Annotated in this window: 19 protein-coding genes; 5 read left to right on the plus strand and 14 right to left on the minus strand. The window is 63.2% G+C overall.

Annotation, left to right across the window (positions count from 1 at the left end):
* Positions 1-114: 114 nt before the first annotated feature.
* The 9 genes from pqqA to ACYU03_RS17085 all read right to left on the minus strand — a co-directional run bounded on the left by pqqA (position 115) and on the right by ACYU03_RS17085 (position 9,916).
* Complete coding sequence (pqqA, locus tag ACYU03_RS17045) at positions 115-186, minus strand: pyrroloquinoline quinone precursor peptide PqqA (RefSeq protein WP_009394664.1); 72 nt, start codon at positions 184-186, stop codon at positions 115-117.
* 105 nt (positions 187-291) lie between these two features.
* A complete protein-coding gene (gene exaC, locus ACYU03_RS17050; protein WP_461885811.1) occupies positions 292-1,812 on the minus strand; it encodes an acetaldehyde dehydrogenase ExaC in 1,521 nt (506 codons plus the stop codon).
* A gap of 246 nt (positions 1,813-2,058) precedes the next feature.
* Entirely contained in the window at positions 2,059-2,832 is a 774-nt protein-coding gene (locus ACYU03_RS17055) for an enoyl-CoA hydratase (RefSeq protein ID WP_461885812.1), read from the minus strand.
* Positions 2,833-2,845: 13 nt separating this feature from the next.
* Positions 2,846-3,973, minus strand: coding sequence for an acyl-CoA dehydrogenase (locus ACYU03_RS17060; protein ID WP_461885813.1), 1,128 nt, complete (start codon positions 3,971-3,973; stop codon positions 2,846-2,848).
* Positions 3,974-3,981: 8 nt separating this feature from the next.
* Positions 3,982-5,175, minus strand: a complete 1,194-nt coding sequence (locus ACYU03_RS17065; RefSeq protein ID WP_461885814.1) for an acetyl-CoA C-acyltransferase — start codon at positions 5,173-5,175, stop codon at positions 3,982-3,984.
* Between the two features lie 18 nt (positions 5,176-5,193).
* On the minus strand, positions 5,194-5,961 hold the full coding sequence (locus ACYU03_RS17070; protein WP_461885815.1) for an SDR family NAD(P)-dependent oxidoreductase: 768 nt from the start codon (positions 5,959-5,961) through the stop codon (positions 5,194-5,196).
* A 12-nt stretch (positions 5,962-5,973) separates the two neighbouring features.
* Complete coding sequence (locus ACYU03_RS17075; protein WP_461885816.1) at positions 5,974-7,626, minus strand: acyl-CoA synthetase; 1,653 nt, start codon at positions 7,624-7,626, stop codon at positions 5,974-5,976.
* Positions 7,627-7,959: 333 nt separating this feature from the next.
* The gene (locus ACYU03_RS17080) at positions 7,960-8,982 is read right to left on the minus strand and encodes an AraC family transcriptional regulator (protein ID WP_461885817.1); all 1,023 of its coding nucleotides are present in this window, start codon (positions 8,980-8,982) and stop codon (positions 7,960-7,962) included.
* A gap of 70 nt (positions 8,983-9,052) precedes the next feature.
* Positions 9,053-9,916: a LysR substrate-binding domain-containing protein gene (locus ACYU03_RS17085; protein WP_461885818.1), complete on the minus strand. Its 864-nt coding sequence runs from the start codon at positions 9,914-9,916 to the stop codon at positions 9,053-9,055.
* Positions 9,917-10,029: 113 nt separating this feature from the next.
* Between ACYU03_RS17085 and ACYU03_RS17090 the strand changes: the two genes are divergently transcribed.
* Both ACYU03_RS17090 and phnX read left to right on the plus strand, forming a co-directional pair.
* The gene (locus ACYU03_RS17090; RefSeq protein WP_461885819.1) at positions 10,030-11,136 is read left to right on the plus strand and encodes a 2-aminoethylphosphonate--pyruvate transaminase; all 1,107 of its coding nucleotides are present in this window, start codon (positions 10,030-10,032) and stop codon (positions 11,134-11,136) included.
* Between the two features lie 42 nt (positions 11,137-11,178).
* Complete coding sequence (phnX, locus tag ACYU03_RS17095) at positions 11,179-12,006, plus strand: phosphonoacetaldehyde hydrolase (RefSeq protein WP_461885820.1); 828 nt, start codon at positions 11,179-11,181, stop codon at positions 12,004-12,006.
* Positions 12,007-12,110: 104 nt separating this feature from the next.
* Here phnX and ACYU03_RS17100 read toward each other — a convergent pair whose 3' ends face one another.
* Positions 12,111-12,668, minus strand: a complete 558-nt coding sequence (locus ACYU03_RS17100) for an NADPH-dependent FMN reductase (protein ID WP_461885821.1) — start codon at positions 12,666-12,668, stop codon at positions 12,111-12,113.
* A 155-nt stretch (positions 12,669-12,823) separates the two neighbouring features.
* On the opposite strand from ACYU03_RS17100, the gene ACYU03_RS17105 reads away from it, so the two are divergent.
* Complete coding sequence (locus ACYU03_RS17105; RefSeq protein ID WP_461885822.1) at positions 12,824-13,042, plus strand: hypothetical protein; 219 nt, start codon at positions 12,824-12,826, stop codon at positions 13,040-13,042.
* A gap of 6 nt (positions 13,043-13,048) precedes the next feature.
* Here ACYU03_RS17105 and ACYU03_RS17110 read toward each other — a convergent pair whose 3' ends face one another.
* The 4 genes from ACYU03_RS17110 to ACYU03_RS17125 form a co-directional block, all read right to left on the minus strand.
* Positions 13,049-15,304 (minus strand): Orn/Lys/Arg family decarboxylase, encoded by a 2,256-nt coding sequence (locus ACYU03_RS17110; RefSeq protein WP_461885823.1) that lies wholly within the window; start codon positions 15,302-15,304, stop codon positions 13,049-13,051.
* 105 nt (positions 15,305-15,409) lie between these two features.
* Positions 15,410-16,153: a DNA polymerase III subunit epsilon gene (dnaQ, locus tag ACYU03_RS17115; RefSeq protein ID WP_461885824.1), complete on the minus strand. Its 744-nt coding sequence runs from the start codon at positions 16,151-16,153 to the stop codon at positions 15,410-15,412.
* Between the two features lie 53 nt (positions 16,154-16,206).
* A complete protein-coding gene (gene rnhA, locus ACYU03_RS17120; protein ID WP_461885825.1) occupies positions 16,207-16,653 on the minus strand; it encodes a ribonuclease HI in 447 nt (148 codons plus the stop codon).
* 44 nt (positions 16,654-16,697) lie between these two features.
* Positions 16,698-17,456 (minus strand): methyltransferase domain-containing protein, encoded by a 759-nt coding sequence (locus tag ACYU03_RS17125; protein ID WP_461885826.1) that lies wholly within the window; start codon positions 17,454-17,456, stop codon positions 16,698-16,700.
* Positions 17,457-17,534: 78 nt separating this feature from the next.
* On the opposite strand from ACYU03_RS17125, the gene gloB reads away from it, so the two are divergent.
* Together gloB and ACYU03_RS17135 are read left to right on the plus strand one after the other, a co-directional pair.
* Positions 17,535-18,314 (plus strand): hydroxyacylglutathione hydrolase, encoded by a 780-nt coding sequence (gene gloB / locus ACYU03_RS17130; RefSeq protein ID WP_461885827.1) that lies wholly within the window; start codon positions 17,535-17,537, stop codon positions 18,312-18,314.
* A gap of 100 nt (positions 18,315-18,414) precedes the next feature.
* On the plus strand, positions 18,415-19,851 hold the full coding sequence (locus tag ACYU03_RS17135; RefSeq protein WP_461885828.1) for a transglycosylase SLT domain-containing protein: 1,437 nt from the start codon (positions 18,415-18,417) through the stop codon (positions 19,849-19,851).
* Positions 19,852-19,862 lie beyond the last annotated feature (11 nt).

Below are 19,862 nucleotides of genomic sequence, written 5' to 3' on the forward strand. Positions count from 1 at the left end.
TCAGCCTAAATCATCCTACCGGGTTTGCAATCAGACCATCAGGCAGAAACGGCGCCGGCGCCGACCACTGCATACAATGGCCGGCGCCGGCGGCTGTTGCGACAAGCAATATGATCAGCGATTGGCAAAATACATAGTCACTTCGAAACCGATACGCAGATCAGTGAACGCAGGTTTTTTCCACATAGGTTCATCCTCCTCTGGCACCACGAGATTGCGGTGCACCTATTAATACACCGTTGCCGGTGCGGGTCTACTGCTACTTTAGGACCGGTCCGACACGACTTCCGGTCAAAAGAAACCCAGCGGATTGATGTCGTAGCTGACCAGCAGGTTCTTGGTCTGCTGGTAGTGGTCGAGCATCATCTTGTGGGTCTCGCGGCCGACGCCGGACTTTTTGTAGCCACCGAACGCGGCATGCGCCGGGTACAGGTGGTAGCAGTTGGTCCACACGCGGCCGGCCTTGATACCGCGGCCCATGCGGTAGGCGCGGTTGATATCGCGGGTCCAGACGCCGGCGCCGAGGCCGAACTCGGTGTCGTTGGCGATGGCCAGGGCTTCGGCTTCGTCTTTGAAGGTGGTGACGCTGACCACCGGGCCGAAGATTTCTTCCTGGAACACGCGCATCTGGTTGGTGCCCTTGAGCAGGGTCGGCTGGATGTAATAGCCGCTGGCCAGGCTGCCTTCGAGCTTCTCGACCTTGCCGCCGGTGAGCAGCTCGGCACCTTCCTTCTCGGCGATCTCCAGGTAGGAGAGGATCTTGTCGAACTGCTGTTCGGAGGCCTGGGCGCCGACCATGGTGTCGGTGTCCAGCGGGTCGCCGCGCTTGATCTGCTTGATCTTCTTCAGCACCTCTTGCATGAACGCCGGGTAGATCGACTCCTGCACCAGCGCCCGCGACGGGCAGGTGCAGACCTCGCCCTGGTTGAAGAACGCCAGCACCAGGCCTTCGGCGGCTTTCTCGATGAAGGCCGGCTCGGCCTGCATGATGTCTTCGAAGAAGATGTTCGGTGACTTGCCGCCCAGCTCCACGGTGGACGGGATGATGTTCTCGGCGGCGCATTTCATGATGTGCGAGCCGACCGGGGTGGAGCCGGTGAAGGCGATCTTGGCGATGCGCTTGCTGGTGGCCAGGGCTTCGCCCGCTTCGCGGCCATAGCCTTGCACCACGTTGAGCACGCCTGGCGGTAGCAGGTCGCCGATCAGCTCGACCAGCACGGTGATGCCCAGCGGCGTCTGCTCGGCCGGCTTGAGCACCACGCAGTTGCCGGCGGCCAGGGCCGGGGCCAGCTTCCAGGCGGCCATCAGGATCGGGAAGTTCCACGGGATGATCTGGCCGACCACGCCCAGGGGCTCATGGATGTGGTAGGCCACGGTGTTGCCATCGATCTCCGCGGCACTGCCTTCCTGGGCGCGCAGGCAGCCGGCGAAGTAACGGAAGTGGTCCGCCGCCAGCGGGATGTCGGCGTTGAGGGTTTCGCGGATGGCCTTGCCGTTGTCCCAGGTTTCGGTGATAGCCAGGGTTTCCAGGTTGGCCTCGATGCGGTCGGCGATCTTCAGCAGGATCAGCGAACGCGCCTGCACCGAGGTGCTGCCCCAGGCATCGGCAGCGGCATGGGCGGCGTCCAGGGCCTTCTCGATGTCTTCGGCGGTGGAACGGGGGAATTCGGCGATCGGCTGGCCGTTCACCGGTGAGATGGCAGTGAAGTATTCCCCCTTGATAGGCGGAACGAACTCGCCACCGATGTAATTGCCATAGCGTGACTGGAATTCGACCAGGGCACCTGCTGTGCCAGGAGCAGCATAAATCATCGTTAAACCCTCGAATGCTCGGGCCCTTCGCAATGATGGGCGGTGACAGGATCGTATGCGCCGATACGCGACAAACGAATGGCCCATTGGAAGCATTCGGCTGATTCCTTGGTAGCGACAGGAACCAGCTACGGGCGGGTTGTAGCAGGCGACTAAGCCTTGACGTTGCCTAGGTTCTGTTGAGGTTTCATTCCCGACCGCGTCGGTGCAAGAAACCTCAGCAGCCCCTGGCAGCGCCCATTACTGTCAGCGATCCTTGAACTGCGCTTCGCGCTTGGCGATGAACGCGGCCATGCCTTCCTTCTGGTCTTCGGTGGCGAAAGCCGCATGGAAGACTCGGCGCTCGAAGCGCACGCCCTCGCTGAGGGTGACCTCGAACGCCCGGTTCACGCTTTCCTTGACCATCATGCTCACGGGCACCGACTTGCTGGCAATGCTCGCCGCCACTTTCAAGGCTTCCTCCAGCAGTTCCGCCTGGGGCACCACGCGGGCCACCAGGCCGGCGCGTTCGGCTTCCTCGGCGCCCATCAGGCGACCACTCAGGCACAGTTCCATGGCCTTGGCCTTGCCCACCGCACGCGTCAGGCGCTGGGTGCCGCCCATGCCTGGCAGCACGCCCAAGTTGATTTCCGGCTGGCCGAACTTGGCATTGTCAGCAGCAAGGATGAAGTCGCACATCATCGCCAGTTCGCAGCCGCCCCCCAGGGCAAAGCCGGACACTGCGGCAATGATCGGTTTGCGCCGGTTGGCGATGCGGTCGGCGTCGCTGAACAAGTCGTCCACGTAGATCTGCGGATACGCAAGTTCGGCCATTTCCTTGATGTCGGCCCCTGCAGCGAAGGCTTTGGCAGAGCCGGTGAGCACCACGCAGCCGATGTTCGGGTCCTTTTCCAGTTGGTCCAAGGCCTGGTTGATCTCGCTGACGATCTGCGCGTTCAACGCATTCAAGGCCTGGGGCCGGTTGAGGGTGATCAGGCCGACCTTGCCGTGGATGTCCAACAGAATGGTTTCGAATGCCATGCAGGTTGCTCCTTCAAAGATTGCGCGCAATGACCATGCGCTGAATATCGCTGGTGCCTTCGTAGATCTGGCAAACCCGCACATCGCGGTAGATGCGCTCCAGCGGGAAGTCGCTCAGATAGCCATATCCGCCGAGGGTCTGCAAGGCATCGGAGCAGACCTTCTCGGCCATTTCCGAGGCGAACAGCTTGGCCATCGAGGCTTCCACCAGCGCTGGACGCCCCGCATCACGCAAGGCAGCGGCGTGCAGCACCATCTGCCGGGCGACAGCGATGCGCGTGGCCATGTCGGCCAAGCGGAAGGCCACCGCCTGGTGCTCGATCAAGGGTTTACCGAAACTCTGGCGCTCACGGGCATAGTCGCGCGCCGCCTCGAAGGCAGCCCGGGCCATACCCACCGACTGGGCAGCAATGCCGATGCGTCCGCCTTCAAGATTGGCCAAGGCAATCTTGTAGCCTTCACCCTCCTCGCCCAAGCGGTTGGCCACCGGCACCTGCACATTCTCGAAGACGATCTGGCAGGTGTCGGAGGCATGCTGGCCCAGCTTGTCCTCGACCCGGGCCACTTGGTAACCCGGCGCATCGGTCGGCACGATGAAGGCACTGATCCCGCGCTTGCCGGCGTCGGGGTCGGTCACCGCGAAGACGATCACCACCCCGGCATTCTGCCCGGAGGTGATGAACTGCTTACTGCCATTGAGCACGTAGTGGTCGCCATCCAGCCGCGCGCGGGTCTTCAAGCTGCTAGCGTCGGAGCCAGCCTGCGGCTCTGTGAGGGCAAAGGCGCCGAGCATCGCACCGCTGGCCAAAGGCGTGAGGAACTGTTGCTTCTGCTGCTCGCTGCCGAACCTGAGGATCGGCATGCAGCCCACCGAGTTGTGCACGCTCATGATGGTCGAGCATGCGCCATCCCCGGCAGCGATCTCCTCCAGGGCCATGGCATAGGCGACATAACCAGTATCGCTGCCACCCCACTGCTCCGGCACCAACATGCCGAACAGGCCCAGCTCGGCCATCTCCTGGATAGCCTCCCTAGGGAAGCGGTGTTCGCGGTCCCATTGTTCGGCGAAAGGCTTCAGGCGCTCCTGGGCGAAGGCCCGAACCGCGTCGCTGATCTGCTGCTGTTCTTCATTGACTAGCATGGGACACCTCAGTACAGACACTCGACAGCCATGGCCGTGGCCTCGCCACCGCCAATGCAGATGGCCGCCACACCACGGCGCAGGTTTTTCTGACGCAGGGCGGACAGCAGGGTGACCAGGATCCGCGCCCCGGAAGCACCGATCGGATGGCCCAGGGCGCAAGCGCCGCCGTGCACGTTGACCTTGTCGTGGGGCAAGTCCAGGTGCTTCATCGCCGCCAGGGTAACCACGGCGAAGGCTTCGTTGATCTCGAACAAGTCGATGTCACCCAGGTTCCAGCCTGTGCGTTGCAACAACTTATCGATGGCGCCGATCGGTGCAGTGGGGAACAACGACGGCGCATCGGCAAAGGCCGCATGACCATGGATCACGGCCAACGGCTTGAGGCCGCGTTGTTCGGCCTGGGAGCGGCGCATCAGCACCAGCGCGGCGGCGCCATCGGAGATCGAACTGGCGTTGGCGGCAGTGACCGTACCGCCCTCGCGGAAGGCCGGCTTGAGTTGGGGAATCTTGTCCAACCGCGCCTTCGGCGGCTGCTCGTCATCAGTGATCAGGCGCTGCGTCTTGCCATCCTTCACTTCGACCGGGACGATCTCGGCGGCAAAGCTGCCATCCTTGATCGCTTGCTGGGCGCGTGTCAGCGAGGCGATGGCGAAATCATCCTGAGCCTGGCGGCTGAAGCCATTGGCTTCGGCGCAATCTTCGGCGAAGGTGCCCATCAACCGGCCCTTATCGTAGGCATCCTCCAGACCATCGAAGAACATATGGTCGATAATCTTGCCGTGTCCCATGCGGTAGCCGCTGCGCGCCTTGTCCAGCAGGTACGGCGCGTTGGACATGCTCTCCATGCCACCGGCGACGACAACCTCGGCGCTGCCGGCCAGCAGCAGGTCATGGGCCATGATCGCGGCCTGCATGCCCGAGCCGCACATTTTGTTCAGGGTGGTGCAGGTGGTGCTCTTGTTCAAACCCGCCCCCAGGGCTGCCTGGCGCGCCGGGGCCTGACCGAGGCCTGCGGGCAACACGCAGCCGAACAGCACCTGTTCGACGCTGTCGGCACTGACACCGGCACGCTCGACGGCGGCCCGGATGGCAGCTGCGCCCAGTTGGGGGGCGGTGAGGCTTTTCAGGTCGCCCTGCAGGCCGCCCATGGGCGTGCGCACGGCACTGACGATAACGATGGGGTCATTGGCGAGGGTCATGATCGTATTCTCCTGCACTTACTTGGCGGCCATGCGCAAGGCGCCGTCGAGACGGATCACCTCGCCGTTGAGCATGCTGTTTTCGATGATATGGCGGGCCAGCGCAGCGTATTCCTGCGGACGCCCCAGACGTGGCGGGAACGGTACGCCGGCGGCCAACGAATCGCGTACCTCCTGGGTCATGCCGGCCATCATCGGGGTTTCGAAAATGCCTGGAGCAATGGTCATCACACGGATGCCAAAACGCGCCAGCTCGCGGGCCACCGGCAGGGTCAGGCTGGCGATCGCGCCTTTGGAGGCAGCATAGGCCGCCTGGCCGATCTGGCCATCAAAGGCGGCAATGGAGGCCGTGTTGATGATCACCCCCCGTTCGCCGCCCTCACCCGCCGCGCTCTCGGCCATGGCCGCGGCAGCCAGGCGCAGCAGGTTGAAACTGCCGATCAGGTTGACGTTGATGACCCGGGCGAAGCTGTCCAGGCCATGGGGCCCTTGCTTGCCCAGGACCTTCTCGGCACCGACGATGCCGGCACAGTTGACCAACCCGTGCAGGCTGCCAAAGGCGCTGACGGCCGCATCGACCGCAGCCTTGGCGGCGGTCTCGTCACTGATGTCGGCCACCGCGTAGCGAGCCTTGCTGCCCAGCGCCTGGGCCTTGGCCGCCACGGCCTCGGCGTTGAGGTCGACCAGCATCACTTGGGCGCCGGCCTCGATGAGCATCTGGGCGGTGGCGGCACCAAGGCCCGAGGCCGCGCCGCTGACGATGAAGTTGCTGTTGGCTATCTGCATGATAATTATCCTTCAGGCGCTGGCGGACTGGGCTAGCGCGGCTTGTTGTCTGGCGATTTCCTGATTGCGCAGGATGAAGCGTTGCAGCTTGCCGCTCGGAGTCTTGGGCAGCTCGCTGACGAATTCGATTTCCCGTGGGTAGGCATGGGCGTACAGCCGTTGGCGAACGTGCTGGCGCAACGCTTCCTCCAGTTCGGGGCTGGCGGCATGGCCTGCGGCCAGGACCACGAACGCCTTGATCAGTTCTGTGCGCTCAGGATCCGGCTTGCCGATCACTGCGGCCTCGACCACAGCGGGGTGTTCGATCAGGGCGCTTTCCACATCGAAGGGGCCGACCCGGTAGCCGGAGGTGGTGATCACGTCGTCACTGCGCCCGACGAAACTGATGCTGCCATCCTCGTTGAGTTCGACGGTATCGCCGCTGAGGTAGTACTTGCCAACGAAGGACTTGGTTGGCAAGCCGTGATAGCCCCCGAACCAGCACAGCGGAGACTGCTCGCGGTCCACCGCCAGGATGCCCGGTTGCCCGGCTGGCAGCTCGTTGTTGTGCTCATCGAGGACCACGATGCGGTGCCCGGGGATGGCGAAACCGGCCGACCCCAGGTGTACCGGATGGGCCAGCCCATGGTGGTTGCACAAAACCATGCCCAGCTCGGTCTGGCCGTAATGATCGTGGATGGTCACGCCCAGTTCGTCGGCAAACCAGCGGATCACTTCGGGGTTGAGCGGCTCGCCAGCACTGCTGACCACCCGCAGGCGGCCCTTGATCGGTGCGGCGAACTCGTGCCCGGCAGCGATCAGCATGCGATAGGCGGTGGGCGAACCGGCCAGGTTGCTGATGCCGTACTTGTTGATCACCCGGCAGCAGCTTTCAACGCTGAACGGACCATCGTAGAAGGTGGTGGCATGGCCGAGCGCCAAGGGCCCGGTAACCGCATAATAGAGGCCATAGGCCCAGCCTGGATCGGCCAAGTTCCAGAAGTTGTCGTCTTCACGCAGGTCGATGGCATCGCGCATATAACCCTGGAAAGCGACGATGGCACGCAGCGGTACTTCCAGGGGCTTGGCCGCGCCTGTCGTACCGGAGGTGAACATCAGCAAGAAGGGTGCATCGCCAGGCAACAGCACCGGATCGCAATCACTGGCCGCAGCTTCGAGGGCATAATGGAACGAAATATCACCGGAACCGGCCTCGGCGCCGACCGTGATGACAGCCGGGCAACCAGGCACTTCGTCCAGCTTGCTCCGGTTGTTCCGGTCGGTGACCACCACACGTGCTCCAGACTGCTCGAGTCGGTGCTCGATGGCCTTGGGCCCGAAGGCAGTGAACAAAGGTTGGTAGACGGCGCCCAAGCGCCAAGTGGCCAAGACTGTCACCAACAGCTCTGGCGTACGAGGCAGCAGGCCGGCGACCCGGTCACCCGGCGCAACACCCTGGGTTTTGAGGACGTTGGCGAAACGCGCGGCCATGCGCTGTAACTGTTCGAAGCTGTAGGCCGCGCTGTTGCCGTCCCGGTCCTCCCAGTTCAGGGCGACCTTGTCGCTGCCAGCATGCCGGTCGCAACATTCGATACAGGCGTTCAGCGCCTCGAGCGAGCCATGCAGGGCCGCGGCGGCGGCCTGCGGGTAATTGAACGTGCTCAAGGCGACGGAATAATCGCGCATCGTCAGACTCCTGGCTTCTTATTGTTGGAGTAGAACCATAGGTCTTGAGATAGTCGCGCCGCAGACCGCCTGGGACAATGGCCAAAGCTGTCAATCTGGATGACCGGTTTGGCCGCTCCCGGCCTCACTTCGCGGCCAGTTGCACCACTAGGTCCTTCAGCACCTGTTCACCAGCGCTGAGCAACTGTCCGATCTACTGCAGGTAGTCACGACCCTCCAGTACGTCCAGGCATTCCCAGAACGGATGAAGTCATCCGTGGCATTGACGGTCCTGGCGCCTACAGCAAGCTGGAGAACGCATGAATCACTAACAGACGGAAAGAGACCCGTCCTTCATTCCGAGGTGCCGCCCTGGACGATCAACGTCCGATAGTGCCCGGGATTGCAACCGAACCATTTGCGGAACGCCTTGTAGAACGAACTGCTGTCGGCAAAGCCCAGGCGCTCGGCGATCTCGACGAAGCTCAGTGCTTCCTCGGCCAGCCAGGCAATGGCCAGCTCGCGACGCACGCTGTCCTTGAGGCCCTGGTAGGTCTGGCCCTCCTCGGCCAGGCGCCGGCGCAAAGTCGAGGCGGACAGGCACAGGTGCCTGGCCAGGCTGTCGGCGTCCGGCCACTGGCCGGGGTCCAGTTGCCGCAGATCCTGACGAATGCGCCGAGCCAGGCTTGCCGGGTCGCGATACTTGACCAAAATGTTGCCTGGTGCCTCGGCGAGGAAGCGCTCCAGCTCCTCAGCGGTGCGTTTGAGGGGCAAATCCAGATTGTCAGCAGCGATGATCATGCGCGTGCGTGGCCGGTCGAACTGCAGGTTTTCCGAGAACATCACCCGGTAGTCGTCACAAAATGGCGGCTCGGCGCAGCGCAGCTCGATGGCCAGGATCGGAATGCGCCGCCCGGCCAGCCAGCAGGCCACGCCGTGGACGATCATCCAGAAGGTGAAGTAGGTGAAGGCACGGCGCGGTTGCTCGCGGGGCTCGCCGATAACGAGCTCGGCCAGGCTCTGTTGGCGCACCAGGCTCGGTTGCAGGTCTTCGAGCATCAGCGACAAGAACGCCAGGGCCGTGTCCAGGCCGGCCCCAAGGGTTGGCTGGGCCATGGCCGCACGGCAGAGGAAGGCCAGGCTGCCGCTGCGCAGGCCACGCGGATCCATGCCGAAGAACTCGTCGTTGCAACGTCGCGCCAACAGGCGCCAGAGCTGTGCATAGGCCGTGGCACTGACCCGGGCATCGACTTGGTCGAGCAGGCCCGCTTCGATGCCCGCACGCGCCAGCAAAGCGGTGTCAGGCGCGCCCGCCGGACAGGTTTGCAACAGGGCCTCGCGCACCAGTTGCATGGAAATGGTGTCTTTCTCGCTCATCGGCCATCCAGCGCCCGTGGTCTCTCAGGCGGCCATCTTAGGCCGCTGTCGAAAAAACGCCAGCCCTGCATCAGAGGCCTGCCGCCAAGCTGAGGAACGCCTGTATCAGCCGCAATTCGCGGCGCCGCTCCAGGCAACCGATCATATGCTGGTTGACCAGCGCTTCACCGGCGATGGGGCGCGCCACCACGCGCGGGTCATGTGCCACCTCCACCGAAGAAACAATGCCGATGCCCAGTTCGGCCGCCACCGCCTCGGTGACCGCTTCGCGGCTGTCCAACTCCAGCAGCACCCGCGGCTGGACCTGCGCCAGTCCACAAGCCTGGTCGAAGGTGCGCCGGGTGATGGAGCTGGGTTCACGCAGAACCATGATCTGCCGGTCCAGGGCGCTGATCGCCAACTCACCCTCTTCAGCCGCCCAGGGGTGCCCTACAGGTAACAGGGCGCAGAGCCTCGATTCACCCAGACGCTGCAGGTAAAGGCCCTTGCGCGCCTCGACTTCGGTCAGCACTGCGACGTCGGCATGCTCCGACAACAACGCCGCCAGGGTTTCCTGGGCATTGCCCAGGCGCAGATTGACGGTGATACCGGGATAGCGCGCACGCAACTGGGCAAGCATCGGCATTACCCGGTGCGGACCATCGGCGGCCACCTCCAGGCGTCCGGTGAGCAGTTGGCGGTTGGCCTCGAGCATGGCCTGGGCCTCTTCGGCCAGGCCGAACATGGCGCGGGTGATGGCAGCCAGACGGGTGCCCTCTTCCGTCAGCTCGACCCGCCGCGCGGTCCGCCGCAACAGGGTGATCTGGTAGTGCTCCTCCAAGGCCTTGACGTGCCCGGTAACGGCCGGCTGGCTGATGAACAGCCGCGCGGCGGCTCGGGTGAAACTGCCCTCGCGGGCCACGGCATCGAAGGCGCGTAACTGGAACAGGTTCATATCTATCGGCCTGACTTATGGCTGGAATAACAACAAACAATTTGATTGATAGCGCGCCGAATTGCAACTTAGGCACCGTAGTTTCAGCCCACCGCTTGTTGAGGAATACCGGAATGAGCAACGCCCCGATCCTTCTGACCCCTGGCCCCCTGACCACCTCGTCCCGTACCCGCCAAGCCATGCTGGTGGACTGGGGCTCCTGGGACCAGGATTTCAACCAACTGACCGCCAGCGTCTGCGAACAACTGCTGGCAATCATCAATGGCAGCACCAGCCACCACTGCGTGCCTCTGCAAGGCAGCGGCACCTTCGCCGTGGAAGCAGCCATCGGCACCCTGGTGCCGCGTGATGGCAAGGTCCTGGTACTGATCAACGGCGCCTACGGCCAACGCCTGGCGAAGATCTGCAAGGTCCTGGGCCGCGCCTACAGCACCTTCGAAACCGCCGAAGACCAGCCAACCACCGCCGATGACGTCGAAGGATTGCTGGCCGCCGACAGCAGCATCACCCATGTGGCGCTGATCCACTGTGAAACCAGCACCGGCATTCTCAATCCGCTGCCCGAGATCGCTCAGGTCGTCGCCCGTCATGGCAAACACCTGATCATCGACGCCATGAGCTCCTTCGGCGCCTTGCCGATCGACGCCAGCGAAGTCCCGTTCACCGCCCTGATCGCCGCGTCCGGCAAATGCCTGGAAGGCGTGCCTGGCATGGGCTTCGTCTTCGCCGAAAAGAACGCCCTGGCCATCGCCGAAGGCAACGCCCATTCCCTGGCCATGGACCTGCATGACCAGCATGCTTACATGGCCAAGACCGGCCAGTGGCGCTTCACTCCGCCGACCCATGTGGTCGCCGCCCTGCACGAGGCACTGCTGCAGTACAACGAGGAAGGCGGCCTGCCTGCCCGTCACCAGCGCTACGCAGACAACTGCAAGACCTTGCTCGACGGCATGGCGGCCCTGGGCCTGCGCAGCTTCCTGCCGGCCGAGATCCAGGCACCGATCATCGTCACCTTCCACGCCCCCAGCGATACCCGCTATCAGTTCAAGGACTTCTACGAGCGGGTAAAAGCCAAGGGTTTCATCCTTTACCCGGGCAAGCTGACCCAGGTCGAGACCTTCCGCGTCGGCTGCATCGGCGTCGTCGGGCCGGACGGCATGCAGGCCGCCGTGAATGCCGTGGCCGAAGTGCTGCGAGAAATGGAAGTGCTGGAAATCTGAACGCGCAAACTGCCTGAGACTCTTTTTCAAGGACCACTGGACATGAACTACAGCAACCCGACGCAACTGCAAGCCGCCATCCTCGACTGGGCCGGTACCGTGGTGGATTTCGGCTCCTTCGCCCCAACCCAGATCTTCGTCGAGGCCTTCGCCGAGTTCGACGTCGAAGTCTCCATCGAGGAAGCCCGTGGCCCAATGGGCATGGGCAAGTGGGACCACATCCGCACCCTGTGCGACCAACCGGAAATCGCCGAGCGCTACCGCAAGGTGTTCGGTCGCACTCCGACCGACGATGATGTCACCGCTATCTACAACCGCTTCATGCCTCTGCAGATCGAGAAGATCGCCGTGCACTCGGCACTGATCCCCGGAGCCCTGGAGACCCTCACCGGGCTGCGCAAGAATGGCCTGAAGATCGGCTCCTGCTCCGGGTACCCGAAAGTGGTGATGGACAAGGTCGTCGAGCTGGCCGCCAAGAACGGCTATGTCGCCGACCACGTGGTGGCCACCGACGAAACCCCGAATGGCCGCCCATGGCCGGCCCAGGCACTGGCCAACGTGATTGCGCTGGGGATCGATGACGTGGCGGCTTGCGTCAAGGTCGACGACACCGTGCCCGGCATCCTCGAAGGCCGCCGCGCCGGCATGTGGACCGTGGCTCTGGTCTGCTCGGGCAACGCCCTGGGCCTGACCTGGGAAGGCTACCAGGCACTGAGCGCAGAGAAGCTGGCCAGCGAACGCCAACGCATCCACGCGCTATTCGAAGGCTCGCGACCACACTACCTGATCGACACGATCAACGAGCTGCCCGAAGTCATTGCCGATATCAACAAGCGCCTGGCGCGTGGCGAGATGCCGCAAGCCGTGTGATCGCAGGCCTCGTCAACGCTCACAGAAAAGCAGGAGCCAGCTGACGCTGGCTTCTGCCTATGGCGTTGGCCGCAAGATCCAGTGCGACCTTGTCGTGATTGGTCTTACGCCCCTTTGTTCAGCTTCACCCAGGCCGCGAACTTGTCGATGAAGGTCTGCAGGAACGGGCGGCTCTTCTCGCTCAGCTTGCCCGATTCGTCGAACAGGCTGGCCGCACCACCAATATAGGCTTCGGGCATCTGCATGCAGGGCACATCGAGGAACACCAGTGACTGGCGTAGGTGGTGGTTAGCACCGAACCCACCGATAGCCCCCGGCGACACACTGATCACCGCTCCCGGCTTGCCACTCCAGGCGCTCTGCCCATAGGGCCGGGAACCCACGTCGATAGCGTTCTTCAGCACCCCTGGCACCGAACGGTTGTACTCGGGCGTGACGAACAACACCGCGTCACTGCCACGAAGCTGCTCGCGAAAACGCGTGTAGGCCTCCGGCGGATCGACGTCGATGTCCTCGTTATACAGTGGCAAGTCCCCGATCTCGACGATCTTCAGGGACAAGCTGGACGGCGCCAACTCCCCTAGGACGTGGGCGACCTTGCGGTTGTAGGAGTCCTTGCGCAAGCTGCCGACGACGACGGCTACCGAATACACCTGGCTCATGGCGATTTCCAACCTTTGCTGGGTAAATGAACGTTGTAGTTATAGATGACCGTCCTACAGGGTTGTAAGTTTTTTTCCTACAAACCAAAACTTCCTAGGTAATACAGTGGTCTATGCCCTACAGATCCTTTCTATTTTTAGAGGTTGCACGGTAAATGACAGCAGTACTGGTCGGTCAATTTCATGCACGGGATGCCGAGGGCCGCATCTACCCCGTCCATGAGTTCCAGGAAGCCACCCTTCAGGCCGACGGTAGTGCACCTTCCGCGCCCATCACCAGTTACCGCCTGGCTATCGGCGACCGAGTCAACCACTTGGGTGACGACCGTTTCGAACTGGCCCATAGCGGTGTGGAAATCATCCGGATTCCCTGATCGGCTTCATGTTCGGATGCAATCGACGGTGTAGACCCGTCCTTGCCCACAGTCTTCGGACTGCAGCCCATGCACATCCGCGACAAAGCCAGGAAAACCACTATCGAAGGCCCGGGCGAAACTCAGGTAGTCGATGATCGAGCGCGTGGCTTCAGTAAAACGCTCGCCAGGCATGATCAAGGGAATGCCCGGCGGATAGGGCACCAACATCACCGCCGCGACTCGGCCGAGCAATTGCTCGATCGGCACCGCCTCCACCTCGCCCCGCACCAACCGGTCATAAGCCTGGGCCGGTGTCATCGCCACCTCCGGCAAGCGCGTGAACAGACGCTTGAGCTGTTTGGCCGTGGCATTGCTGCGGTAGCAGGCATGCAACTGGTCGCACAGGTCACGCAGCCCAAGGCCCAGGTAACGCACCGGGTCGACAGCGGCCACGCAGGGCAGGCACTCGCCAAGCGAGGTGTTGTTGTCGTAGTGATGCTTGAACTCCAGCAACTCGGTCAGCAAGGTACTCCACTTCCCCTTGGTGATACCCATGGAGAACAGCACCAGAAAGCTGTACAGGCCGGTCTTTTCCACTACCAAGCCACGCTCCCAGAGGAACTTGCTGACCACGGCGGCGGGAATGCCATGCTCACCGAGCGCGCCTCCGGCTGTCAGCCCCGGCATCACCAGGGTGACCTTGAGCGGATCGAGCAGCACATAGTCCTCACCCACCTCGCCAAACCCATGCCATTCGGCGCCAGGCTGCAGCAGCCAGTCCTGCGCAGCCAGGCGATGTATGCCTTCGGTCGATGGGGGCTGCCAGATGCTGAACCACCAGTCGTCCGCCGCGATGTGCTCACGCAGGTTCGCCAGGGCTCGGCGGAAGCTCAAGGCCTCATCGAACATTTCCTGCAGCAGGGAACGCCCCGCCGGCCCCTCCATCATCGCCGAGGCCACGTCCAGCGAGGCCAAGATGCTGTACTGCGGTGAGGTGGAGATGTGCATCATGAAGGCTTCGTTGAAACGGTCACGGTCCAACTGTCGTGAAGCGCCATCCTGCACGTGGATCATCGAGGCCTGGCTGAATGCCGCCAGCAGTTTGTGAGTCGAATGGGTGCTGAACAGCAAGGGGCTGTCTGCACTGCGCTGCGTGCCCATGGCATAGCGGCCGTTGAAAAAGTCATGAAAGGCCGCGTAGGCGAACCATGCCTCGTCGAAGTGCAGCACCTCGACACTGCCCCCCAGCATCTGCTTGATCTGCCCGGCGTGGTAGCACAACCCGTCATAGGTGGAATTGGTCACTACCGCCAGCTTGATCCGTGCCTCGCGCCCACGGGCCAGCGGGTTGGCCTGGATCTTCGCCTGGATCGACTCGGGGCTGAACTCGCTCAACGGAATAGGCCCGATGATGCCCAGTTCGTTGCGCTCCGGGCAGAGGTACAAAGGTATGGCACCGGTCATGATGATCGCGTGGACCACCGACTTGTGGCAGTTGCGGTCCACCAGCACCAGGTCGTCGCGCCCGACCATCGAGTGCCAGACAATCTTGTTCGCGGTGGAAGTGCCATTGATGACGAAGAAGGTGTGATCGGCGCCGAAATTGCGCGCAGCGCGCGCCTCGGCCTCGGCCAGCGGTCCTGTGTGATCGAGCAGCGAGCCCAATTCAGGGACCGATACCGAGAGGTCCGAACGCAGGGTGTTCTCGCCGAAGAATTGGTGGAATGCCTGCCCCACGGGGCTCTTGCGATAGGCCACGCCGCCCCCGTGGCCGGGCGTATGCCAGGAATAGTTGGATTGTGCGGTGTGCTGCACCAGGGCCTTGAAGAACGGCGGCAGCAAGCCATCCAGGTAATTGTGCGCCGCCCTCGCCACCTGGCGGGCCAGGAAAGGCACGGTATCTTCGAACAGATAGAGAATACCGCGCAGTTGGTTCAGCTCACCCATGGCCTCGGCGGGAGCGTTCTCCAGGGTCACCTGCTCGCCTAGGGCGAAGATCGGCAGGCGCGGCGAGCGCAAGCGCGCCAGGCGGATCAATTCAGCCATGTTCTGCAGCAGGTGGGTATTCTCGCCGGCACCTTCGGCCGCGATCAGCATGCAAGCAAGCCCATGGTGGGTCGCGGCGACCAGGCGGGCTTCGGCATGGTCCACCGCCGGCAGGATGGAAAAGCCATCCTGACTGAGCTCCTGGGCGATACCGCGCACACGCTCGCCGGCGACACTGTCGGCCTTGATATCGCGATGGACGATCAGGATGGGAAACTTGAGGTCCTTGTACATGGGCAACCACTTCCTCTGCGGGACAGGTCCGTCCTTTCAGGGTAGAAGCTGCCCGCAGGCACCGCGCGCTTTTGCCTCAGCAGACTCTGGCGGCCTTTATGACCACTAGTTCAAGGCCTCCCAGAGGGCCGGGCCGCCGGCCGACTTGGCAATAACTTCGAGACGTGCCACATGGGCTTCCAGTTCTTCCGGTGTGGCGCGGATGACCCGCCCCGGCTGACGGCTGGCCGGCAGGCGGCGGATCTCGCTGCCACCGCGCTCCTTACCGTCTTCGTCACCATCGGCCCCGTGCCCGGCCAGCGACAGGCTGGTCTGCCCGCCGGTCATGGCCAGGTAGACGTCTGCCAGCAACTCCGAGTCAAGCAAGGCGCCGTGCAGTTCGCGGCCCGAGTTGTCGATGCCGTAGCGTTTGCACAAGGCGTCGAGGCTGTTGCGCTGCCCTGGGTGGCGGGCGCGGGCCATCATCAGGGTGTCGAGGATGGTGCAGTGCTGCGAGATATCGGCCCGGTCGTGCTGACCAAGCAAGGCGAACTCGTTGTTGATGAAGCCAACGTCGAACGCTGCGTTGTGGATGACCAGCTGCGCACCCTGGATGTATTCGAAGAACTCTTCGGCAACATCGGCAAAACGCGGCTTGCCGATCAAGAAGGTGTCGGTGATGCCATGGACGCCAATGGCACCTTCATCGCTTTCGCGGTCAGGCTGCAGATAGACGTGGAAGTTGCGCCCAGTCAGGCGCCGACCGATCACCTCGACGCAACCGATCTCGATGATCCGGTGGCCGTCGTTGACCGGCATGCCGGTGGTTTCGGTGTCGAGGACTACATAGCGACTGTTGGGTTGCTCCACGTCGGTGGTCTCCGTGTGTACGTGTTCTGCAAAGCCGGACATTGTACCCTAGCTCAACGCAACCCGCGCACCTCGTCGACACCGCGGTTGGCCAACTGGTCGGCGCGTTCGTTGCCGGGATGGCCGATGTGCCCGCGCACCCACTTCCAGGTCACCTTGTGCCGGCCCACCTGCGCGTCGAGCTGCTGCCACAGGTCGGCGTTCTTCACCGGCTCCTTGGCGGCGGTCTTCCAGCCCCGCTTCTTCCAGTTGACCATCCACTCGTTGATGCCTTTCATCACGTACTGCGAGTCGGTGACCAGCAGCACCTCGCACTCGCGCTTGAGCGCCTGCAGGCCCTGGATAGCAGCCATCAGCTCCATGCGGTTGTTGGTGGTTTCGCGCTCGCCGCCCCACAATTCCTTCTCGATGCCCTTGCAGACCAACAGCACGCCCCAGCCGCCCGGGCCAGGATTGCCCTTGCAGGCACCATCGGTGTAGATCTCGACGCTATCGCTCATGTACCGCCTTCAGTTCTTCAGATAATCGCTCGCTGACGCGCAGCTCAAGACTCGGTGTTGCGCCGGTTGACCTTGGCCATCGGCAGCGGCAGCAGCTTGCCCATCGGCTCGCGGCGCTCCAGGCGCAGTGGCCGCAGGCCGACCACCATCTTGCGCGCCACCAGCAGGTAGACACCGCCGCCGGCGCTCTGCCAGCCCCCGGCCACCCGCTCCCAACCCGCCAGGCGTTGTTGCCAGGCCGGCGAGGCAAGCGGCGGACGATAGCACCCGAACCGCCGTTTCTCCAGCGCAAAACCCAGCAGGTTGAGCCAGTCACCCACCCGCGATGCCGAGATACAGCGTGCCTTGCGCAAGGCACCATGGCCGAAGAAATGCCGCACACCCCAGCTGCTCCAGGGGTTGATACCGATAATGAGCAGATGGCCACCAGGGCGCACACTGCTGGCGGCTTCACGCAACAAGCCATGGGGCGAGAGGCTGAAGTCCAGGCCATGTTGCAGCACCACCACGTCGGCGGCGTGTTCGCTCAGTGGCCAGGCCTGTTCCTCGCAGACGATCTCGACCCCCGGCAGAGGCGCGCCGAGGCGCACGTTGCGCTGCACCTGGGGCGCGCCAGGCGGCGCTTCGGCGCATGGGCCATAATGCACCAGGAAGCCACCGAAATAGCGGCCCAGTTCCTCTTCGAGCAGTTTCTGCTCTTCCTGCAGCATCAGTTGCCCCAACGGCCCTTCGAACCAGTCGCGGGCCAGGCTGATCAGTTCGACCCAATCCGGGTCGGCCTGGGCGAAGGCTTTGTCAGTCATTGCGCTCTCCTCGAAGGTTCTCTGCGCGCGCCATCGCGGCTAAGATGCCCACATGTCCCACGCTTGGCGATTCGCACCATGATACAGATCGATGCCCTGCCCGCTTTCTCCGACAACTACATCTGGTTGTTACAGGATACTGCCAAACGCCGTTGCGCGGTGGTCGATCCGGGCGATGCCGGCCCCGTGCTGGCGTGGCTGCAGGCGAACCCGGGCTGGGCTCTGGAAGACATCCTGGTGACCCATCATCACCATGACCATGTCGGCGGCGTCGAAGCCCTGAAGCGTGCCACCGGGGCCCGCGTCTGCGGCCCAGCCAACGAGCGCATCCCGGCACGCGACCTAGCCCTGGACGACGGCCAGCAAGTCAGTGTTCTCGGCCTGGTCTTCCAGGTACTGGCGGTACCCGGACATACCTTGGGCCATATCGCCTATTACACTGCGCAAACGCCGACTCCGCTACTCTTCTGTGGCGATACCCTGTTCGCCGCCGGCTGCGGCCGGCTGTTCGAAGGAACGCCCGAGCAGATGCACCACTCCCTCGAGCGCCTGGCGGCCCTACCGGCCGCAACCTTGGTCTACTGCACCCATGAATACACACTGAGCAACCTGCGCTTCGCATGTGCCGTGGAACCGAACAACCCATACATTGCCCAGCGTTTCGCCGACGTTACCCAGTTGCGTGCCGAGGATCGCATCACCTTGCCATCCACGCTGAGCCTGGAGAAGCTCACCAACCCCTTTCTTCGCACGACTGAAACATCAGTGAAACAAAAAGCAGACGAACGGAAAGGGCATTCCAGCAGCAGCCCAAGCGCTGTTTTTGCTGCCTTGCGCAGCTGGAAAGACAGCTTCTGATAACAGCAGGATATATCTGGACATACGGTCAAAGGTTGACCAGGCGGGGGGTGCTTCCTAGAATCGCCCGACATTTTCGCCCGGAACTTTGTCCCAGCCAATGTCGTCTCCTAGCCGCAGAACCTTCCATTCCGTCGCCCTGACGCGCCTGGCCCAAGCCAGCGCCCTGGCCTTGGCCGCCACCTTGGTGGGCTGCCAGAGCACCCGTCAGCTCGACGAAACCGACAGCGTTCGCGCGCACAACTACCAGACGCAAGTACGGATCAAGCGCAAGCCCGTCATTGTCCCGGCCAAACCGGTCGAGCAGGCGCCCCAGGACGTCTGGGAACGCATGCGCCTGGGCTTCGCCCTGCAGGATGACATCGGCGTCAACCCGCGCATCGAGCAGCAGCGCCTGTGGTTCGCCAGCAACCCATCGTTCCTGGAAAACGCCAGCGACCGCGGCAGCCTGTACATCCACTACATCGTCGAGCGCCTCGAAGAGCGCAACATGCCGCTGGAACTGGCCCTGCTCCCGGCCATCGAGAGCGCCTACAACCCGATGGCCTACTCGCGCGCCCACGCGGTCGGCCTGTGGCAGTTCATTCCATCCACTGGCCGCTACTTCAACCTGCGCCAAACCAACTTCTACGATGGCCGCCGCGACATCACCGCCTCGACCAATGCCGCGCTGGACTACCTCACCCGCTTGCACGATATGTTCAACGGTGACTGGCTACTAGCCCTGGCCGCCTACAACGCTGGTGAAGGAACGGTAAGCCGCGCCATCGAGCGCAATGAAAAGCTCGGCCTGCCCACCGACTACTGGAACCTGCCCCTGCCGCAGGAGACCCGTGACTACGTGCCCAAACTGCTGGCCCTGTCACAGGTGGTGATGACACCCCAAGCCTACGGCGTGAACCTCAACCCGATCGCCAACGAACCCTACTTCGCCGCGGTCGAGATCAAGGACCGCCTCGACCTGTCGCGGGTCGCCGCCTTCGCCGAGATCGACGAAGACGAGCTGATCCAGCTCAACCCCGCCTTCAAGAAACGTATGACGGTGGATGGGCCAAAGCAATTGCTGGTCCCAACTGCCAAAGCCCAGTTGCTGTCCAGCAGCCTATCGAACCTCAAGCCAGAAGAGCTGCTCACCCTGCAGCCGCAAAAGGCCGTGTTCGAGGCCGCCCTCGCCGAAGCCTCCGCACCGGCTCGCGGCAACCGTAGCTACCGGGTCAAGCGTGGCGACAACCTGAGCAGCATCGCCCGGGCGCACCGCGTCTCGGTCAGGGACCTGCAACGCTGGAACCGCCTCTCGGGCTCCCACATCAAGGCTGGCCAGGTCCTGGCCCTGCGCGGTGGTACAGTCCCGGCGAGCGCCAACAGGCTTGCCGCCAACAAACAGCGCTCGACCCAGTACAAGGTACGCAAGGGCGACTCCCTGTACCTGGTGGCCAAGCGCTTCAACGTCGAAATGAAGCATCTCAAGCGCTGGAACCCGCGCAGCGGCCACGCCCTCAGGCCTGGCCAGACCCTGACCGTCTACCTGCCGCATTGATGCCCTCTGCG

It is taken from the genome of Pseudomonas sp. X10 (genome assembly GCF_054889225.1).

Bases quoted from the DNA above. Each gene is read 5' to 3' on its own strand.
- exaC (WP_461885811.1), bottom strand. From the start codon at position 1,812: ATGATTTATGCTGCTCCTGGCACAGCAGGTGCCCTGGTCGAATTCCAG.
- ACYU03_RS17055 (WP_461885812.1), bottom strand. From the start codon at position 2,832: ATGGCATTCGAAACCATTCTGTTGGACATCCACGGCAAGGTCGGCCTG.
- ACYU03_RS17060 (WP_461885813.1), bottom strand. From the start codon at position 3,973: ATGCTAGTCAATGAAGAACAGCAGCAGATCAGCGACGCGGTTCGGGCC.
- ACYU03_RS17065 (WP_461885814.1), bottom strand. From the start codon at position 5,175: ATGACCCTCGCCAATGACCCCATCGTTATCGTCAGTGCCGTGCGCACG.
- ACYU03_RS17070 (WP_461885815.1), bottom strand. From the start codon at position 5,961: ATGCAGATAGCCAACAGCAACTTCATCGTCAGCGGCGCGGCCTCGGGC.
- ACYU03_RS17075 (WP_461885816.1), bottom strand. From the start codon at position 7,626: ATGCGCGATTATTCCGTCGCCTTGAGCACGTTCAATTACCCGCAGGCC.
- ACYU03_RS17080 (WP_461885817.1), bottom strand. From the start codon at position 8,982: ATGAGCGAGAAAGACACCATTTCCATGCAACTGGTGCGCGAGGCCCTG.
- ACYU03_RS17085 (WP_461885818.1), bottom strand. From the start codon at position 9,916: ATGAACCTGTTCCAGTTACGCGCCTTCGATGCCGTGGCCCGCGAGGGC.
- ACYU03_RS17090 (WP_461885819.1), top strand. From the start codon at position 10,030: ATGAGCAACGCCCCGATCCTTCTGACCCCTGGCCCCCTGACCACCTCG.
- phnX (WP_461885820.1), top strand. From the start codon at position 11,179: ATGAACTACAGCAACCCGACGCAACTGCAAGCCGCCATCCTCGACTGG.
- ACYU03_RS17100 (WP_461885821.1), bottom strand. From the start codon at position 12,668: ATGAGCCAGGTGTATTCGGTAGCCGTCGTCGTCGGCAGCTTGCGCAAG.
- ACYU03_RS17105 (WP_461885822.1), top strand. From the start codon at position 12,824: ATGACAGCAGTACTGGTCGGTCAATTTCATGCACGGGATGCCGAGGGC.
- ACYU03_RS17110 (WP_461885823.1), bottom strand. From the start codon at position 15,304: ATGTACAAGGACCTCAAGTTTCCCATCCTGATCGTCCATCGCGATATC.
- rnhA (WP_461885825.1), bottom strand. From the start codon at position 16,653: ATGAGCGATAGCGTCGAGATCTACACCGATGGTGCCTGCAAGGGCAAT.
- ACYU03_RS17125 (WP_461885826.1), bottom strand. From the start codon at position 17,456: ATGACTGACAAAGCCTTCGCCCAGGCCGACCCGGATTGGGTCGAACTG.
- gloB (WP_461885827.1), top strand. From the start codon at position 17,535: ATGATACAGATCGATGCCCTGCCCGCTTTCTCCGACAACTACATCTGG.
- ACYU03_RS17135 (WP_461885828.1), top strand. From the start codon at position 18,415: ATGTCGTCTCCTAGCCGCAGAACCTTCCATTCCGTCGCCCTGACGCGC.